Raw genomic sequence first — 16,656 nt, 5'->3', positions numbered from 1 at the left:
TTACTAGGTACTACTTCTAAGATTGTATATTCACTATAGAATGTAGGTTTACCTTTGGACCAGTGTAAGTCATCCCTTCTGGCTCTTCTACTAACCATAACGGTGCATCAAGATCAAAGTAATGAATATTCGGATGTGCCGCAGCTAAATGGGCAACAGCGCTAACTGAAAGTGAAGGTTCCATCATACTTCCAACCATACATTTCACACCTGCTGCTTCCGCAATATCTGCAATTTTCCATGCTTCTCGTATGCCGCCGCATTTCATTAATTTAATATTAAGTAGGTCTGCATATCCTCCTTGGACAATCTTTAATGCATCGCTTGCCGAAAACATACTTTCATCTGCCATAATAGGCGTTTGTACATTGTCCTTCACGTACTTTAATCCTTCCCAATCTTTCGCATGAACTGGTTGTTCTACAAATTCTATATTTAAATTTCTATTCTCCATTTCTCTAATAATAGAAACCGCTTCTTTCGGTTTCCATCCTTGATTTGCATCTAAACGTAACGTCGTATTCTTTGGTACTACATTTCGAATTGCCTCTATGCGTTCTAAATCTAAATGTGCCTCTTTACCCACCTTAATTTTTAATGTTTGGAATCCCTTTTCGATATGCTTTTTCGCTTCTTTTGCCATTAATAAAGGCTCATCCACACTTACTGTAATATCAGTATGAATCTCTTTCTTCCCACCTAACAATGCATATAACGGTATGTTGTGAAATCGACAATATACATCGTATAAAGCCATATCTACCGCCGCTTTCGCACTTGTATTTCCTATACAGCTCATTTGAATGTGTAACAATAACGTTTGAAATTGCAGCACATCTTTATCAACTAATACGGAGCGAATTGGCCCTAATATTGCTTCCTCAATCCCGTTGGCAAAATCACCTGTAATAACCGGTGTTGCTGCAGCAGCTCCTTTTCCAACAATCCCTTCATCTGTATGAATAAACACATCTATACTTTCGATTTCCGTTACAGTGCGAAGCGCAGTTTTAAACGGTGTATGAAGCTTTACATGTCGGCGGTTTACCTTCACATCGGTAATTTTCATTTTGTTCATCCTTTCATTGTTTATAGAGTGATACTTTAATATCCAGGTGGCTTTTCCGTTAATACGAAACAAAAAAATCCAGCCATAAGAAGATTCTTACGGCTGGATTTTGTCTATGAATGGGTAGACAAAGCAGCGATCTGATTATATTTTTTCTGTGCATCCTTTAGCGCTACAAGTAGCGCCTTTTGAGACGAACCGAAGTACCGATTTTTTATTTCTGTTACTAATGCTGGGTCATTAATATTTTTATGTAGAAACAAATATTTAACAAATTGAGATGTTAATGCAATTGTGGCTGAGCAATCTGCATCTACAATTTCCCCTGTATCCTTCTCAAGTACAAATGCTACAAAATAACTTTTGAACTTTTCGGTAATGGGATTATTTTGAGGTGCTTTCGCATCCCCTACGACGTAAATTGTATTTGAAGCGTACACAGCTATCTTCCTTTCTTATACGAGGATAACGGTTTTCTTAACAGACGTATAAGCTGTTAACTCAACGTTGATTAAAAAATGTATCCGCTCACCTTGTATTATATACAATTGACAGAATTTTAACAATATTTATTTTGACATATATTCCATAATTATGAAAACCTCTTAAAACAATTAAAATTGGCTCAAACTTCTCATTTTTACAATATGTCATTGCTCCTTGTACCATGACATTCACACTACAAACAACTTTTCCCTCATACATCAAAAAACAGTTAGCTATCGCTAACTGTTCCACCACTTCACTTTGGCAATACGAATATTGTTTCGTTTGACTTAGAAAATTGATACTCTTTTCTAGCAAACTTTAAAATCTCTTCTTCATTATCGGTTAAATTCTCAATGTTAGTCTTTAAAGAACCTTGATCTTTCTTTAAAGAAACTAATTGTTTCTTTTGATTTGTTATAGTATTTTTTTTGCCATTAATTACTTCTTGTTGTTTCGTTAAAATATATTGAACGTACAAAGTAGTCGCAGCAATAAAAATGAACATGAAAATAAAACGCCTTAACTTCTTCTTATTTATAGTTCGCTTGTCGTTAGGCTGTGATAGTTGCTCTGGTATATTAGGAACATTGACTCTTTTGAGTTTCCTCATTTTCAAATCCCCCTAACCCATATTTTCTCACTACCATAGGCACGATCTCTTACTAACTTAAATTCTATTCTTATAAAATAACCTCCTTCACAAAAAAATCTCACAAATTAACCAATTAGAGATAGCGTTCGACGACATCTCTGTATTTAAAATGAGAATTTTTATTTATGCTGCTATAAAATAGTAGTTTATGTTATTCTTTTTCCCCAATTGTAGAAAACATTTTTACACATATAAATTCTAGTTTTGCATACCGATGTTATAACATGCTTACAAGGAGGAAAAATGATGCACTACCGTACATTAGGTAAAACTGGAATTACTGTTTCTGAAATTGGCTTTGGAGCGTGGGCGATTGGCGGCGATGAATGGGGTCCTGTTAACGACAAACAATCTATAAACGCTATGAAGAAAGCAATTGAATGTGGCGTAAACTTTATCGATACTGCTGATGTATACGGATTAGGACATAGTGAAAGGTTAGTAACTCAAGCGATAAGAGAGCACCGTAATAATATCGTTTTATCAACGAAAGGCGGTTTAATTGGGCATCACTATGATCCAAGTGGAGAGCCTGTTTATAATACTGCAGAAAAAGTGATCGCAGTATTTGAAACTAGCTTACTGCGCCTAGAAACAGATTATATTGATGTTTATTTCTGTCACATTTGGTGGGATAAACAAGAAGAAACAGAAGCATTTTTACGAGCATTTGAAATATTAAAACGGGACGGAAAAGTAAGAGCTGTTGGTGTTTCAACTCACGACATACAATATATAAAACACTTCAATAAAAACAATGAAATTGATGTTGTGCAACTTGATTACAACATATTAAACCGAAAACCAGAAAACGACATACTGCCCTACCTACAGGAGAACAATTTAGGAGCTGTTATACGCGGCCCTTTAAAAATGGGGATATTAACTGGAAAATTTACAAATAAAACAACTTTTCTTGACGGAGATTTACGCAAAGAATGGCCAAAAGAAAAGTGGTTTCAAGAAGATTTACAAAAAGTAGAGAAACTACGATTACTCTCAAATGAAAATCAAACCTTAGGGCAACTTGCACTTCGTTATGTCCTCACTCATCCAGCGGTATCAGTCGCAATTCCTGGCGCAAAAACAGAAAAACAAGCGAAAGAAAATGCAGACTCGTCTATCCGTCCGATTCTTACAGATGAGGAATTAGCGCATATTCAGTCAATATAAAACAAGACCAGCAGCTGGAAATATCCAACTGCTGGTCTTGTTTTACTTTTTAATATTGTAAATCAATATCATATTCCATCATCTTCGCTGTTTCTTCAGCAACCCGAGCACCCAACAAATTTCTCACAATGTGAAATGACATATCAATTCCAGCTGAAATTCCTCCAGACGTAATAATATGCCCCTCATCTACAAACTTTACATTCTCTAATACTTCCACATTCGGAAAATCATTTCTAAAACTTTCAATACTTGCCCAATGTGTTGTCGCTTTGAAGCCATCGAGTAATCCAGCTTTCGCAAGTAAAAGCGCACCCGTACAAACAGAAGTCATTAACTTTACTTCTTTCATTTGCTCGCGGATCCAATTTGTTATTATTTCATTTTTCATTTCGTTTTCTCTAACACCTAACCCACCAGGAATAATTAAAATATCAACTGGAGGCAAGTTTTCGATACTATAGTCCGGTTGTACCTTTAATCCATTTCTCGCTGTAATCATTTCTCCATCTTGACTAACAGTATGAACTGTAAATGGTTGACCTTCACTTGTTGCTGTAACGGAAAAAACTTCAAATGGACCAGCAAAATCTAACACTTCCACTTCATTAAAAAGAAAAACCCCTACATTCCAGTGGATAATCATAAGCTCACTTCCTCTTGCAAATGATGTAATAGGGATTCATGCCCTTTTTCTAAAGCAATATCATATGCGGTTTTCCCATCATTTTTCTTAATCATTTTATTAGCACCATTTTCAAGAAGTAATATAATGATTTCTTCATTTCCTAATAACGCTGCTTCATGAAGTCCTGTCCAGCCACCACTTTGAACTGCATTCACATCTGATCTTCAATTAAGAAAGCTACAAGCTCGCTTTGTTTGTTCGCAATTGCTGCTTGAAGTGGCGTATTTTCATTTTCATTTTTTGCTCTAATATGTATATCTGCACCCTGTTCTAAAAGGAAGCTTGCTAGTTCTTTCTGTCCAAAATAAGCAGCTAAGTGAAGCGGTGTCCATCCATCTTCACTAAATGAGTTAACAACACTTGGATCCGTATTAATGATTTCTACTACCTTTTCTTTTTCCCCGCTTATGACTGCTTGTGATATTGATATGATTTGTTCCATAATGAACCTCCATGTATACAAATATTAAGTACCCCTTAATAAATTCCATTAATAATCACATGTTCCTTTCTAAAAAATTAAGTTTACATAATATTATCATTTTTATAATTCGCTATCCTAATAAAAAAACAACCCACTCTAATGAGTAGATTGTTTTTGAATTTCATTTTTATAATTGTTTAAAAAAATATCATTTTCACTTACAACTAATAAACATTATTAAAAATGAAATGAAATTATATATTTAGCAGCCATGAACTCTTTACATATCAAAACCGGCTATTTACTTAAATTAATAGTTTTTTATCATTTGAAAATAAAAATGGCATTTATCCTTACATTTGAAAAATACATATGTGACAAGAATCTATAGCAGTACGCTTATCATACTAATCTATAACAATTCTGCCTTCTTCCCTTACCTGTATCCTTTAAAACATAAGACTTTAAAACGAGTGCTGTTAGTGAATCTGTTAATGTTTTATATGATAAATTTGAAAGAGCTAATAGATCGTTCGTATATAACATTCTATGCTTCTCTAATAATAATAGTACTAATCGTTCTGACGGTTTTAATGTTTCATCACTTTCTAGTATAAAATCTATATTTTTCATATCCCTACTTCTTACTCCTTATATAAAAAAATGATTTTAGTAGTTATTTAATGTAAAAATACTACATAACAAATTTGAAGATATATCGAAATAACATAACGCCCAAACACTTTTATACTATAACATAAAAAAGACATTTCCCCAAATTGAAAATGCCTTTTTATATCTACTTCTCTTTTTTATATAATTGATATGATTGTTCTAGCCCTTTATTATATTTCGTATTATTATCTGTCCATTCTCCCCCTAAATTTCCTGGCCACCCTGATGTATTAGCAACATATTTAAGCAACTCCCAATCCTGCAGTCCTTTTTTCACACCACGCTCATACGATTTGACCATACTTGAAATTGCTATCGTTGTATTTATACGCGAATCCACTAAACTCTCTTCCGATAATTGCGCTGGTGCTAATCCACCACGATGTAATTGGAATAATCCGAAAGATGTTCCGTTATCTCCTATTGCTTTTCGGTTAAATTTTGTTTCATGATCCGCAATTGATAATGGTATCCAATCTGGAATATCATACCTCTTTGCAACTTCACTAATTACTTGTTTATTATTTTTAATTTCTTTCTGCTTTTCATAGTTAATATAAATTACATAACTTAAAGTAACTAACGTAAATAATATGAATATATATTGTAGTGCCTTTTTCATCATTTCATCTCCTGCTTTGTATATGTTTCACTTTCTATATACACTATAAGACTTTTATGTGACATTCATTTGACAAAATGATATTAATTATACATAAGCTGTTACAGTTTTAACTATCAATCTAAAAACTACAATTCTTCTAAAAGACTCCTTCAACACATAAAAACAATCAGCCTTTCATGTACTATACATGAAAGGCTGATTGTTTTTCACTACACTTTTTTATGTATACAGTATATCCCTACTATAATAAAACAAATTGAAATTACCGATAAAATTGTACCCTGGATTTCATAAAATGCAGGGTACAATTTTCCGCTTGGTCTATCCCAAATTTCTAATGAACCCGCGTAAATTGCGGAAGTTATATATGTAAGACCGAATAGGAGAATTCCCGAAAGAACATAGGTTACTCCACTATTTTTCATTATTAGCTCACCTTCATTAATTTTATTTGTGAATAAAACAAAAAAGACCTTTATACGTTAAAGATCTTTTTCATCTTATTTTGTTACAAAAAACGCCAGAATCTAAAACAAAAACTCACTTTATGATTAACATCTCCATATGAAAATTAAAGACTATAAGGTTACCAGCGTCTTCTCGATTATCATTTTTACATTAAATGTTTCTTGCAATATGCGGTTTACTATAATGGCTTGTTCCACCACCGCCTACTATTACTTTACCGCCTTTTTCGAAGATTAATAATTTACTTGAACCATCTGAAAGTAAAACTATTACTTCAGCATGATCACTTGTCGCTACATATATTACATAACCACTTTTTGAAATACAAGTTTCCCAATGCTTATCAAATTCTGATCTTACGACTCGATTAGAATACACTTGATTTTCAATTCTTCCTGGCTGTTCATTTTCCAAATTTTTCTTACCTCCTTCCAAAGTTGTCATTTATATATAAATGACGGTTTCTCAATAAATTAGTGACCGTCCTTAATATAAATAGTATATGTAGTTAGTAGGAGAATGCTTGGACAATGAAAACGTAACAGCATTTAAGTATTTTACAATCGGAATTTTTCCTTAATCATTACAGCTACTTCTTTAGCACTCAAATGAGTATTATTAATTTTTATGTACTCTTCTTTTTCAATTTCATCATGAAATGAATTTAATCTATGTTTTTTCATCGTTTCTTTTAAATTTTTTTCAGACCATTCAATGTCTCTTTTTTTCGGTTTATGCTCTAGTCTATGTGGACTTTTATTTCGCTCTAATCTTTCATCTAATTCTGCCTCGAGCTCTACAAAATATACTGCTGCGCCTTTTGATTCAACAATACTTACTACATGGTTTATGTAATCCCAATCCGATTGAAGATCAAATGCCCATACATATGTAAAAATCATTCCGTATAAATCACTTTTAGACACTTCTTCAAACAGTTCATTACGAAACAAACTTACTAACCGTTGTGCTTCCGCTTTGTACTGTAATCAAAAAACGAGCTAACAAAATCAATCGTCATATGATTATGAAATAGCTTTAAATCAGTTATTTTTTCTAACTCATGCCCGACCGTCATTTTCCCGACTGCTTGCGGGCCAAATATTAAGATGAATTTCATTTGTTTTCCTCCGATTTTTCTCTATAAACAATGAAATAAAACATATCCTAAAATTGAAAATAAGGCAGTCGATGTTGTGTCGATTGCCTTATTTTCATGAATAATTCCTATATTATTCCTTTCGTACAGCTTCAAAAGTAATAATTTGTTCTGCATTTGACGGTTGCTTTTCATAAACATAGTCAGCAGAGCAAGTAATGTCAGTGAAACCTATACTTTCTAAAAGGAGTCTAAACTCTTCTATTCCATACCACTGCATTGCAAAACGTTGTAGTTCAGTTTGTACTAACTTTCCTTTACTCCATTTTTCGTATTTTAAATATGATACAGTTACTTGGTTAAGCCAATCTATTTCAATTGATTTATTTTCTAATGTAATCCCGTCTCCGCTTGGTAAGGAAAAAGTCGATGTATGAATCTCACCCGTCTTCCAATCATACGGAAGTCCAAGGTCTACAATTAAACGCCCACCTGGATTAAGATGTTCATAAAAACATTTCAAAGCGTTTATAGAATCATCACGATTTTCAATTAAACAAAAGGATCCGGTAGGAATTATTATCGCCTCATATTTATATGGTAATGAAAATTGTTGTAAGCTTCCTTGGTATAAATTAGGGTTTAAGCCTCTCTCTTTACAACGCTTACGGCAAGAATCTAGCATTTCAGTTGAATAATCTATCCCATCAACTTTAAATCCAACTTCAAGAAGTGGAATAATGACACGCCCTGATCCTACTGCCGCTTCGAGAATTCTTCCCCCACAATTATTTAAACGTTCTTGGTAATACTCAATATCACCATTTAAAGAATAACCGACAGGTTTTGTAAAATCATATAGTTCTGTACAAAGTGTACTATAAAAACTAAACATTTATTTTCTCCTCCGTTTTATGTGTACGGAAGATTCTAATTTACTTAATCTTTCCGTACCTCAAATTTTAATGAGAATTCGAAAGAGCTGACTGTCATAATTTATCACTCACTTTCCGTGTAATATATTTACATTGTATAATATTTCCTCGCGATTGAACATATCAAAGTTGAAAATTCTGATTATAAATAAAGAGCTTACTATAGTAAGCTCTTTATCAAAAACTATTTATTTCACAATCGGCAATGTCACTTCACTCAATTTCACCGTTAGCTTCGTTCCTGCTTTCGGTCTAATTGTATAATCGTAGTCACTTGCGATTAAAACGACCCCCATTTGATGCCCTGCTTTAAATACATAATCATCTGGCTGCATGTCCCATGTAAATGTGTAATCTTTACCAGGTTGAATCGCTGTTGAATTTTCTATACTATTTAAGTTTTGCGGATCCATCCAACCTCTCGTTACAATTTCAGGCCTCGCTCCGCCATAATCAACAAGTAAAGCTGTTAAATTTGAAACAGATCGATCAATATTTCCTGTTATTGAAATTTTAGGCGTACCACTTATTCGCATATCTTTTTGCAGTACAGGCATTGTATATACTAATCGATTCGCTATTTCTAACTCAGGGTTTTCTACTAGTTGATTTGACTTTATTTTAGCATCATCTACTAATGAGAAAACATTGTTTACTGATCCCATACTTAATGGCAAATTGACTGCTTTATTACTTAAATACATACGGACTTTTGATGGTACAGCTGCTGGATCTGGCCAATTTTTTATTTTTTGCCACGATTTATTTTCACGTTGTACATCTACCATCGGTTCATCCATAATTCCATTTTCAATTCCATATAACCAATAATCGAACCATTTATTTTGGGTTTGTTGCCAGTTATTACTTGATGTTCCGCCATGTCCACCTTGATGTAACCACATTTTACGAGGAACATTATTTTTGCCAAGAGCTTCCCACCACTGTGCGAACTGCTTCGTTTTTACATTCCAATCATTTAAACCGTGAACAACAAACACACTAGCCTTCACATTCTTAACATCTTTTACATAGTTACGTTTATCCCAAAAATCGTTATAATCGCCTGTTTTACGATCTTGTCCAGCTGTTAGTTCTTTAATAATTTGCCCGCAAACTTCAGGGTTCTTTCTTGTTAGTACTGCTTCTGCCATATTATCTGTATCTTCTCCCTGATATCCACCTGGCGCAATAACCGCCCCATTTGCACGATAATAATCATACCAGCTACTAATCGCTGCGATTGGAATAATTGTTTTTAACCCTTCCACTCCTGTCGTTGCGACAGCATTCGGTAACGTACCATTATAAGAAACTCCTGTCATTCCTACATTTCCCGAAGACCAACTTGCGTTTACTTCCTTACCATCCTCTGTATATGCTTTCGCACGTCCATTTACCCAATCAATGACAGACTTAGTCCCTAATATTTCTTGCTCATCTCCAGTGGTCGGACATCCATCTGATTTCCCAGTTCCGATACTTTCACCTAAAATGACTGCATATCCTCTTGGAACGTAATAATTTCCGTATGAACCAAGATTAACAGCTCCATACGGTTTTCCTCCATATGCATTCAATTCTTCATCAACATTATAAACAGGAACATCTTTTAATCCAGATCGATATGGACTCATTTCATAAATAACGGGGACTTTCACATCTGGATTCGTCTTTGGACGCATAACCTTTACTGATACACGATCTTTTTTACCATCTCGATCACTATCAACTTCTGTCTCTACAAATAAATTTTCTACGATGGCCTCATCAAGTGAATAGATTGGCTTCGTCATCCCATTTTCTAATTCAATTTTTGTGTTTGGAGTTAAAGCTTCTGAGACTTGACCATTTAAATTAATATCACTCCCTTTTACAGAGCTCCCTTCCTTATTTTCTGCATGTGCAGTCATACTGGAAACTCCTGAAGTAATTGTTAAAGATAATATAGTTGAAAGTGTTATTGCTAATTTCTTTTTCCTCATGCCCTTCCCTCCCCATATATTCCTTCTTTTACTATACAGTAAAAATGCAGAAAATTCAGTTTATTTTTCATAGAAAGTTGAGAAATTTGTAAAACATTCGAATCTTTCAAGATAACAGAAAAGGAACTAATGACAATTAGTTCCTTTCTATATACATATAAAATTGTATTCCTCCATCTTCTACCGAAACTCCGTATTCAAAACCATGTCTTTCTAATATACTTTTTACAATCGCTAATCCTAATCCAGTACCTGATTTTTCTTTGCTACGTGAAGACTCTAATACGTAAAAAGGCTCCCAAATTTTATCTATCTCTTTACTGCCCTCAGCAGCAATACCATTTTGAATTTGAAAATACACAATGCCATTTTTCTCTTCTAATATGATTTTTATATTTTGATTCGTTGTATATTTTATCGCATTAGAAATTAAATTTTGAAAGACCATTCTCATTTTATTTAAATCAGCATAAACAATCGTGTCACCAACACTATAGTTCACTTGCAACTTGAGTTCTTTCGACTCCAGTTCAATCTTATGCTTATCTATTATACTTTGTACTAGTGGTTCAATAGGGAATTCTTCTTTTTGTAAAATATCTCTTTCTAGTTTAGAAAATCGCAATAACTCTTCAATTAAATTTGAAATTTGATCTGTTTGTTTAATGATTGTATCAACATATGTGCCATCATCTAAACCGTCTTTTATTCCCATAGAATATGCTTTTACTAATGCGATTGGTGTTTTTAATTCATGAGTTACATCGCCCATAAATCGTTTTAAGTGGTCATTTCGATCTGTTAAATCTTGATGTGCTTCATGTAATTTATCACTCATAATGTTTATACTATTTGCTAAATCACCTATTTCATCATTCGTTTTAACTTTCGTCCGTTTAAATTTCAGACGTGAAATATCTTCTGCGACATCACTCAATTCATTCAGTGGTGTAGTGATTGTTTTTGAAAAAATCCAGACGAGCACGATAATAAGAAATAGTGAGAGTCCCAAAATGTATAAATAAAATGAGTTAAGCGTTTTAATTACTTCATTTGAATGTGCGATAGAAACTCCTACTAAAATCAACATATCATCTTTCGCAATGTATTTCGCAAAAAAACTAGATTTTATCTTTTCTTGATCATATATTTTATTCGATTGTCCGAGGTTCTTCACTTTCGTAATTTCTTCTTTTGTAATCCAAAGTTTATTCAATGCAACTCTCTTTTTTGTAAGTTGCATGCGTAATTCTTCATTAATAGCATCTTCTGAACTATTTATTGATGTGTACGCAATCGTAACATTACCTTCATTTTCAATACGATTTATAGCATCATCTAGTTCTTTACGCGGTATTGACTGGATTTGCGCTGTAATGCCTTCTAAGCTTTCGCGTGTTTTGTGCACATTATATTTTGGTAAAAAATAGTTAATTAATAATAAAGAGATGGAAAAAATAAGGATGACTGTTAAAGAGATGCTGAAAAATAACTTTTTACCGAGTTTATTCACACTCTTCCTCCAAACTGTATCCTAAACCGCGATGTGTCTTTATAATATTTTCTCCTATTTTTTTACGTAATCTTCTTACATGCGTATCAACTGTTCGCTCTTCCCCAAAATAATCAAATCCCCAGACGATATCTAACAACTTTTTCCTCGTTAAAATCGTGCCTTTATGATTTAAAAAGCACTTTATTAATTGTAATTCTGTCTTTGTAATGTCTAATTCTTTCTCATTTTTATATACTTTATTTTTGGTGAAATCTATTTTTAAATCTTGAACTTGAATAATATCTTCATGCTGTACAAGCTTTTTCGCTCGCGTAATTAGCACTCCTGGGTGAAATGGTTTTTTCACATACTCATCTGCCCCGCTTTGAAGAGCTGCTAATTCATCTTCACTTTCACTTTTCGCAGTAAGCATTAATACTTTTACACTCGAATTCTTTTTTATTTCCTGACAAACAGTAATACCACTACTTTTCGGCATCATCCAGTCTAAAATAGCTAAGTCAATTTTCTCATCATAAAATATTTGAAGTGCTTCCTCTCCATCTTTTGCTAATAAAACTTCGAAGCCTTCTTTTTCAAAATACGCTTTTAAAATTTTCAGCATATCTTGTTCATCATCTGCGATTAATACTTTCATTACATTTCCTCCATTACTTATAAACAAATATCAATTTTATCATACAACTTCTTTGTTACATCAATGTGACATGAAAATATTTACAACGTTTGAGGGTATAGTAAGTGTGAGGTGTTGTTTCATGTTCAAAAAAATAGGATTCATTACTCTTCTCTTCTTTTTATTATCAACAAATGCGTTCGCAAATACAAATAAACAAATTGAAGTATTTGATTGCAAAAAAGAAATGGTAGTCCAAAAACAATCTTTAGATTCAGCCATTCAAAAAGAAGCAGTTCAATACGCAAAATCAATTACTGGTCCATTTAAAAACTTAAATGTCGTTCCGAAAGATGGACATATGATAAAAATCCCATTATCGAAACCTGTTCCTATTATAAATCAATGGTTACATACAACAATCGATGAAGTACTCATCCTTCTCCCACTTAATGAAAAACCTTACATTATGCTTTACGATGATGAAAATAATCCGCATTTTTATTATGTAAAAGGTGATCCGAAGGGTTTATTGAAACAAATGAATGTTAAGATGTAATTGCATAAGAAAGGTTCCATACTTGAGTATAGAACCTTTCTACAATCTTATCAGGTGACTTGAACCTTTATAATTTCCGATTTTTACAAATCCATTCGCGCTATAAAACTCATCACCTCGCTTTGTATCCGTATATAGAACAACAACGTGAAAATACTTTTCCGCATGTCTTAATAGTTTCTTTAATAACAACTCCCCTAATCCGCTGCGCCGATAATCCTTTGAAATATAAAATCTCCTCAATCGGCCAATCTTATTATCTTTCGTATACGGATCTTGATTTAATCCCCCGATTCCAATTAACGTATCCCCCCGAAAGATTCCATATAAACATTCACCTGTTTTACTAAATGTATTTCTTTTACTTTCATATTCATTTATTAGTTTTATTAAGAAGTTAAATCCTTCTTCTTTACTTTCCTGGACAAGGTGATTGACCTCATATTTTAGCAGATCTCCAATTTGTTTTATTTGTATATCTTCCAGCTTAATCTCCCACTTTCTCTATCCAAATGTATCTTTTTGAAAAATAAAAATGCCCAAGAATATATTATCCTGAGCATTCATTTGAATGTGAACTTATTCATTTTGTTATGTACGTATTCTTCAATTCTGGTAATATCCCCTTCAGTTCCATTAAATCATCAATTACGAAATCAGCATGAGCAAGCTCATCTTCTTGTGCAAAATCAAAATTACATCCAATCGCAATTAAACCATTATCTTTTGCCGCATTAATATCCGATAAACGATCCCCAACTACCGCTGCTTCTTTTATATCATACCTCTTCAAAATACCTTTAACTAAATCACCTTTATTTAGCGAGTGTATTTGTTCAATACTGAATGTTTCCGTAATCCATTGGTCTAAATCATAATAAGATACGATTGCCTGTAAATATTCCGTTAAACCATTACTAGCAATGTAAATGGAACAGTTATTTTCTTTTATAAAACTAAAAACTTCCTTTACATTCGGATATAAAGCACCATTTCCGCTCTTTATATTTTCAATTAGTCTTTCTAAAAAATATGCATCTGTTTGTTCCCTTACTTCATTAGAGTGATTAGGTAATAAAGCTTCCCAAACTTTAGGTAAAGGTACACCCATAATTTCACGATATTTATCAATTGGTGTTATCGTATCCCATAATTGTAGTGACCGTAAATGATCAAATGTATCATCTAGTGATAACTCTAAAATTTTATCTGTTTGAAATAAAGTTCCATCCATATCGAAAATTAGTGCTTGTAACATGATATTCTCTCCCATTCTTTACTTATGAACTACAATACAGCTTTACTCGAAATATTTTTAAGCATCTCAACAATAATTTCTGAACAATAATTCGCTGCAGTTTTCGCGAAATCATCATATGAAACTTGCGCCTCATCATCTGCACTATCAGAAATACTTCTTATAACAAGAAATGGTATGTCATTTATATGAGCTACATGCCCAATTGCTGCCCCTTCCATTTCAGTACAATGTGGTGCATATTCAGTGACTAATTGCTCCTTTAATTTTGAATCCTCGACGAAGCATTCTCCGCTGACGATTCTTCCTTCATGAAAAGTAATATTTAAACTACTACTATTAACAGCTTTTCGGGCTAAATCTCTTAATCCCTCGCTTGCATGAAAAGCTTCTTGAAACGGAAATAGATTCTTCATTTGATTTTTATTAACATCATGATGCGTAACATTTGTAGAAATAACTAGATCGCCAATTTTCACATCTGGATGTAATCCACCCGCAACACCTGTATTAATGATAGAATTCACATCAAATTTATTAATTAATATTTGTGTACATACGGCAGCATTTACTTTTCCTACACCACATCGCGTAACAATAATTTCTGTATCCATGTAGTTTCCTTTATAAAAAGGCATTCCCGCAATTGTATGTTCCTCTTTTATATGTAGTTTTTCTAAAAGTAAGTCTATTTCAATTTGCATTGCTCCGATAATACCGATTCTGTTCATGTATGTAGTCCCCTTAATTAATTTGCAAATATTCATCAATATCTTTATGAATTTGCATAAAAGCTTTATTCCAAAATTCATAATTTGTTAAATCGATTTCAAAATGTATTTTCATAAGTTCTTCAACTGGAGCTTTTCCCGTTTCTCGCAAAAATTCTTTATAACTCAAATGAAATTCACTTTTATTTTCTTTCGCTAATTCTAGTAAACTAAAACTTACTAAATAACCAAATGTGTATGGATAATTATAAAAAGGAACGTCTGCTATATAAAACTGAACGTATTTCATCCAAACAAACGGCTGATATTCTGTTAGTGCATTTCCGTATGCCTTTTCTTGCGCTGCTATAGATAATTTCTCAATTTCATCAGCACTTAAAGGACCTTCCTTGCACTCTTCATAAAACTTCTTCTCAAACTGAAACGATGCACGAATTGCCATAACATAATTAAAACTATTTCTTATTTTCCAGCTAAGCAATGACTTTTTCATTTCTGTACATTCTGCTGTTTTTATTAAGTGATCTACAAGCACCATCTCAAAGAAAATAGAAGCTGATTCTGCTGTACTCATTGGCAGATAATCATCTAAAAATGTTGTAAATTGTTCAAGACTCATAACATAAAAGTGCCAAGCGTGTCCCAGTTCATGAGCAAGTACTCTTACACTATCAATTGTTCCATCATAACGAAGTGAAATGCGAGATTCTTTTTCACTGAAAAAAGGAGCACAAAATCCACCCGGCGGTTTATTATCTCTCGGTTCAGCATCGATCCAGCCATTGGCTATTGCATTCTGTGCGAACTGTGCCAATTCTTCATCTATATTTTTTAGTGCATCATATATGTTTTTTGCTGCTACTGAAAAAGGAATATCAGTCTCATTACTTTCTTTCCATGTCATTAGCTCGTACCATGTAATTGAATTCTTTCTTTTTTTATAACCGTTTAACGCAATTACTAGCTTCGTAAGATTTTGTTCCGTTGCATTCCACATTTGGGATAATGCAGTTTCAGAGATGCCATTTGCTTGTAGTGATTGTTTTAAAATCTCTGTCCCTTCCATTTCATCACTTTTAGCATGACGTAATCTTCCTATTTGATTCAATACAGTAGCAAAGATATCTTTTTCCTTATTCAAAGTATTTGTAAGAGAATCAAATACTATTAATCTTTCATTATGATCATCACTATTCATCGCAACGTAATTTGCTTGTCCAAATGATAAAGTCTCTTTATCGTGTATTACTTCTATCTTACTTCTTAATTGTGTATACATATCTTCCCAAGCTTTTAATTCATTTTCTATTAGTTTAATACTTGAATGATTTGTATTAACACTTTGTCCCTTACTAGATTCTATTAATAGTTGAACTTCTTTCTTTAATTGATTTACTTTTACACTTAGTAAAGTATCTTCAGGATGCTTCTCATCTTCAGCAGCACGGCAATATAAGTAATATTCTGCTTTAGATAGCCTGTATAAGTTGTGAAAGGATTACTGAGTCTTTTGTTGCTTTATATTCAATTTTTAATCTTCTATCGTTTCTATAGAAAACGTAAAGCTTTGTTCTTGAGGATATAGCCTGTCCAAATCCCATTGAGATTGGGCTTGTATTATTTTATTCATTTTGCACCCTCCTTTTTTTACAATTAGTTACAAAATTATACTCTTTTCACTATTATATATGAAC

Annotated in this window: 18 protein-coding genes and 3 pseudogenes; 2 read left to right on the top strand and 19 right to left on the bottom strand. The window is 33.0% G+C overall.

Going from position 1 to position 16,656, the window contains the following annotated elements; all coding sequences use genetic code 11:
• Window positions 1-16: 16 nt before the first annotated feature.
• The 4 genes from MHH66_RS12485 to MHH66_RS12470 all read right to left on the bottom strand — a co-directional run bounded on the left by MHH66_RS12485 (window position 17) and on the right by MHH66_RS12470 (window position 2,168).
• Window positions 17-1,078: a dipeptide epimerase gene (locus MHH66_RS12485; protein WP_002032592.1), complete on the bottom strand. Its 1,062-nt coding sequence runs from the start codon at window positions 1,076-1,078 to the stop codon at window positions 17-19.
• Between the two features lie 104 nt (window positions 1,079-1,182).
• On the bottom strand, window positions 1,183-1,509 hold the full coding sequence (locus MHH66_RS12480; RefSeq protein WP_002012954.1) for a DUF3870 domain-containing protein: 327 nt from the start codon (window positions 1,507-1,509) through the stop codon (window positions 1,183-1,185).
• Between the two features lie 88 nt (window positions 1,510-1,597).
• Window positions 1,598-1,873 (bottom strand): hypothetical protein, encoded by a 276-nt coding sequence (locus tag MHH66_RS12475; RefSeq protein ID WP_078185911.1) that lies wholly within the window; start codon window positions 1,871-1,873, stop codon window positions 1,598-1,600.
• Window positions 1,812-2,168 (bottom strand): FtsB family cell division protein, encoded by a 357-nt coding sequence (locus MHH66_RS12470; protein WP_002085024.1) that lies wholly within the window; start codon window positions 2,166-2,168, stop codon window positions 1,812-1,814. Before MHH66_RS12470 ends, MHH66_RS12475 begins: the two co-directional genes overlap by 62 nt.
• Before the next feature lie 288 nt (window positions 2,169-2,456).
• Here MHH66_RS12470 and MHH66_RS12465 point away from each other — a divergent pair, with 288 nt between their 5' ends.
• Window positions 2,457-3,383 (top strand): aldo/keto reductase, encoded by a 927-nt coding sequence (locus tag MHH66_RS12465; RefSeq protein ID WP_078185910.1) that lies wholly within the window; start codon window positions 2,457-2,459, stop codon window positions 3,381-3,383.
• 49 nt (window positions 3,384-3,432) lie between these two features.
• Here the strand turns inward: MHH66_RS12465 and MHH66_RS12460 are convergent, their stop codons facing one another.
• The 11 genes and pseudogenes from MHH66_RS12460 to MHH66_RS12410 all read right to left on the bottom strand — a co-directional run bounded on the left by MHH66_RS12460 (window position 3,433) and on the right by MHH66_RS12410 (window position 12,435).
• Window positions 3,433-4,029, bottom strand: a complete 597-nt coding sequence (locus tag MHH66_RS12460; RefSeq protein WP_063219134.1) for a DJ-1/PfpI family protein — start codon at window positions 4,027-4,029, stop codon at window positions 3,433-3,435.
• Window positions 4,026-4,513: pseudogene (locus MHH66_RS12455) on the bottom strand (ankyrin repeat domain-containing protein). Before MHH66_RS12455 ends, MHH66_RS12460 begins: the two are co-directional and overlap by 4 nt.
• A gap of 384 nt (window positions 4,514-4,897) precedes the next feature.
• Complete coding sequence (locus MHH66_RS12450) at window positions 4,898-5,128, bottom strand: hypothetical protein (protein WP_000789035.1); 231 nt, start codon at window positions 5,126-5,128, stop codon at window positions 4,898-4,900.
• A 166-nt stretch (window positions 5,129-5,294) separates the two neighbouring features.
• Window positions 5,295-5,795 carry an invasion protein gene (locus MHH66_RS12445; protein WP_002032582.1) on the bottom strand — a complete coding sequence of 167 codons (501 nt, stop codon included), beginning with the start codon at window positions 5,793-5,795 and terminating at the stop codon, window positions 5,295-5,297.
• Window positions 5,796-6,004: 209 nt separating this feature from the next.
• The gene (locus tag MHH66_RS12440; protein ID WP_078185909.1) at window positions 6,005-6,220 is read right to left on the bottom strand and encodes a hypothetical protein; all 216 of its coding nucleotides are present in this window, start codon (window positions 6,218-6,220) and stop codon (window positions 6,005-6,007) included.
• A 193-nt stretch (window positions 6,221-6,413) separates the two neighbouring features.
• Window positions 6,414-6,677: a hypothetical protein gene (locus MHH66_RS12435; RefSeq protein WP_002136786.1), complete on the bottom strand. Its 264-nt coding sequence runs from the start codon at window positions 6,675-6,677 to the stop codon at window positions 6,414-6,416.
• 143 nt (window positions 6,678-6,820) lie between these two features.
• A pseudogene (locus MHH66_RS12430) lies at window positions 6,821-7,383 on the bottom strand (AAA family ATPase).
• Window positions 7,384-7,495: 112 nt separating this feature from the next.
• Window positions 7,496-8,257, bottom strand: a complete 762-nt coding sequence (locus tag MHH66_RS12425) for a class I SAM-dependent methyltransferase (protein WP_063219136.1) — start codon at window positions 8,255-8,257, stop codon at window positions 7,496-7,498.
• 228 nt (window positions 8,258-8,485) lie between these two features.
• Window positions 8,486-10,282, bottom strand: a complete 1,797-nt coding sequence (locus MHH66_RS12420; RefSeq protein WP_078185908.1) for a Xaa-Pro dipeptidyl-peptidase — start codon at window positions 10,280-10,282, stop codon at window positions 8,486-8,488.
• A 136-nt stretch (window positions 10,283-10,418) separates the two neighbouring features.
• Window positions 10,419-11,795: a sensor histidine kinase gene (locus MHH66_RS12415; protein WP_078185907.1), complete on the bottom strand. Its 1,377-nt coding sequence runs from the start codon at window positions 11,793-11,795 to the stop codon at window positions 10,419-10,421.
• On the bottom strand, window positions 11,788-12,435 hold the full coding sequence (locus MHH66_RS12410) for a response regulator transcription factor (RefSeq protein ID WP_078185906.1): 648 nt from the start codon (window positions 12,433-12,435) through the stop codon (window positions 11,788-11,790). Before MHH66_RS12410 ends, MHH66_RS12415 begins: the two co-directional genes overlap by 8 nt.
• A gap of 121 nt (window positions 12,436-12,556) precedes the next feature.
• Here MHH66_RS12410 and MHH66_RS12405 point away from each other — a divergent pair, with 121 nt between their 5' ends.
• The gene (locus MHH66_RS12405) at window positions 12,557-12,973 is read left to right on the top strand and encodes a hypothetical protein (RefSeq protein WP_078185905.1); all 417 of its coding nucleotides are present in this window, start codon (window positions 12,557-12,559) and stop codon (window positions 12,971-12,973) included.
• A 39-nt stretch (window positions 12,974-13,012) separates the two neighbouring features.
• Here the strand turns inward: MHH66_RS12405 and MHH66_RS12400 are convergent, their stop codons facing one another.
• The 4 genes and pseudogenes from MHH66_RS12400 to MHH66_RS12385 form a co-directional block, all read right to left on the bottom strand.
• Window positions 13,013-13,426, bottom strand: coding sequence for a GNAT family N-acetyltransferase (locus MHH66_RS12400; RefSeq protein ID WP_078185904.1), 414 nt, complete (start codon window positions 13,424-13,426; stop codon window positions 13,013-13,015).
• A 130-nt stretch (window positions 13,427-13,556) separates the two neighbouring features.
• Entirely contained in the window at window positions 13,557-14,231 is a 675-nt protein-coding gene (locus MHH66_RS12395) for an HAD family hydrolase (RefSeq protein WP_078185903.1), read from the bottom strand.
• A gap of 29 nt (window positions 14,232-14,260) precedes the next feature.
• A complete protein-coding gene (locus tag MHH66_RS12390; RefSeq protein ID WP_078185902.1) occupies window positions 14,261-14,962 on the bottom strand; it encodes a 5'-methylthioadenosine/adenosylhomocysteine nucleosidase in 702 nt (233 codons plus the stop codon).
• Window positions 14,963-14,975: 13 nt separating this feature from the next.
• Window positions 14,976-16,592 (bottom strand): annotated as a pseudogene (locus tag MHH66_RS12385) (M3 family metallopeptidase).
• Window positions 16,593-16,656 lie beyond the last annotated feature (64 nt).

Origin of the sequence: Bacillus sp. FSL H8-0492 (assembly GCF_038006145.1) — a bacterium.
GTDB classification, from domain to species: Bacteria; Bacillota; Bacilli; order Bacillales; family Bacillaceae_G; genus Bacillus_A; species Bacillus_A mycoides.
The sequence above is the reverse complement of the archived record's forward strand: the minus strand, read 5'-3'. Positions and strand labels throughout refer to the sequence as shown.

What these genes read in the sequence shown, in the direction of transcription:
- MHH66_RS12485 (WP_002032592.1), bottom strand. Translation starts at nt 1,078, where the DNA reads ATGAACAAAATGAAAATTACCGATGTGAAGGTAAACCGCCGACATGTA.
- MHH66_RS12470 (WP_002085024.1), bottom strand. Translation starts at nt 2,168, where the DNA reads ATGAGGAAACTCAAAAGAGTCAATGTTCCTAATATACCAGAGCAACTA.
- MHH66_RS12465 (WP_078185910.1), top strand. Translation starts at nt 2,457, where the DNA reads ATGCACTACCGTACATTAGGTAAAACTGGAATTACTGTTTCTGAAATT.
- MHH66_RS12460 (WP_063219134.1), bottom strand. Translation starts at nt 4,029, where the DNA reads ATGATTATCCACTGGAATGTAGGGGTTTTTCTTTTTAATGAAGTGGAA.
- MHH66_RS12450 (WP_000789035.1), bottom strand. Translation starts at nt 5,128, where the DNA reads ATGAAAAATATAGATTTTATACTAGAAAGTGATGAAACATTAAAACCG.
- MHH66_RS12445 (WP_002032582.1), bottom strand. Translation starts at nt 5,795, where the DNA reads ATGATGAAAAAGGCACTACAATATATATTCATATTATTTACGTTAGTT.
- MHH66_RS12440 (WP_078185909.1), bottom strand. Translation starts at nt 6,220, where the DNA reads ATGAAAAATAGTGGAGTAACCTATGTTCTTTCGGGAATTCTCCTATTC.
- MHH66_RS12425 (WP_063219136.1), bottom strand. Translation starts at nt 8,257, where the DNA reads ATGTTTAGTTTTTATAGTACACTTTGTACAGAACTATATGATTTTACA.
- MHH66_RS12420 (WP_078185908.1), bottom strand. Translation starts at nt 10,282, where the DNA reads ATGAGGAAAAAGAAATTAGCAATAACACTTTCAACTATATTATCTTTA.
- MHH66_RS12410 (WP_078185906.1), bottom strand. Translation starts at nt 12,435, where the DNA reads ATGAAAGTATTAATCGCAGATGATGAACAAGATATGCTGAAAATTTTA.
- MHH66_RS12405 (WP_078185905.1), top strand. Translation starts at nt 12,557, where the DNA reads ATGTTCAAAAAAATAGGATTCATTACTCTTCTCTTCTTTTTATTATCA.
- MHH66_RS12395 (WP_078185903.1), bottom strand. Translation starts at nt 14,231, where the DNA reads ATGTTACAAGCACTAATTTTCGATATGGATGGAACTTTATTTCAAACA.
- MHH66_RS12390 (WP_078185902.1), bottom strand. Translation starts at nt 14,962, where the DNA reads ATGAACAGAATCGGTATTATCGGAGCAATGCAAATTGAAATAGACTTA.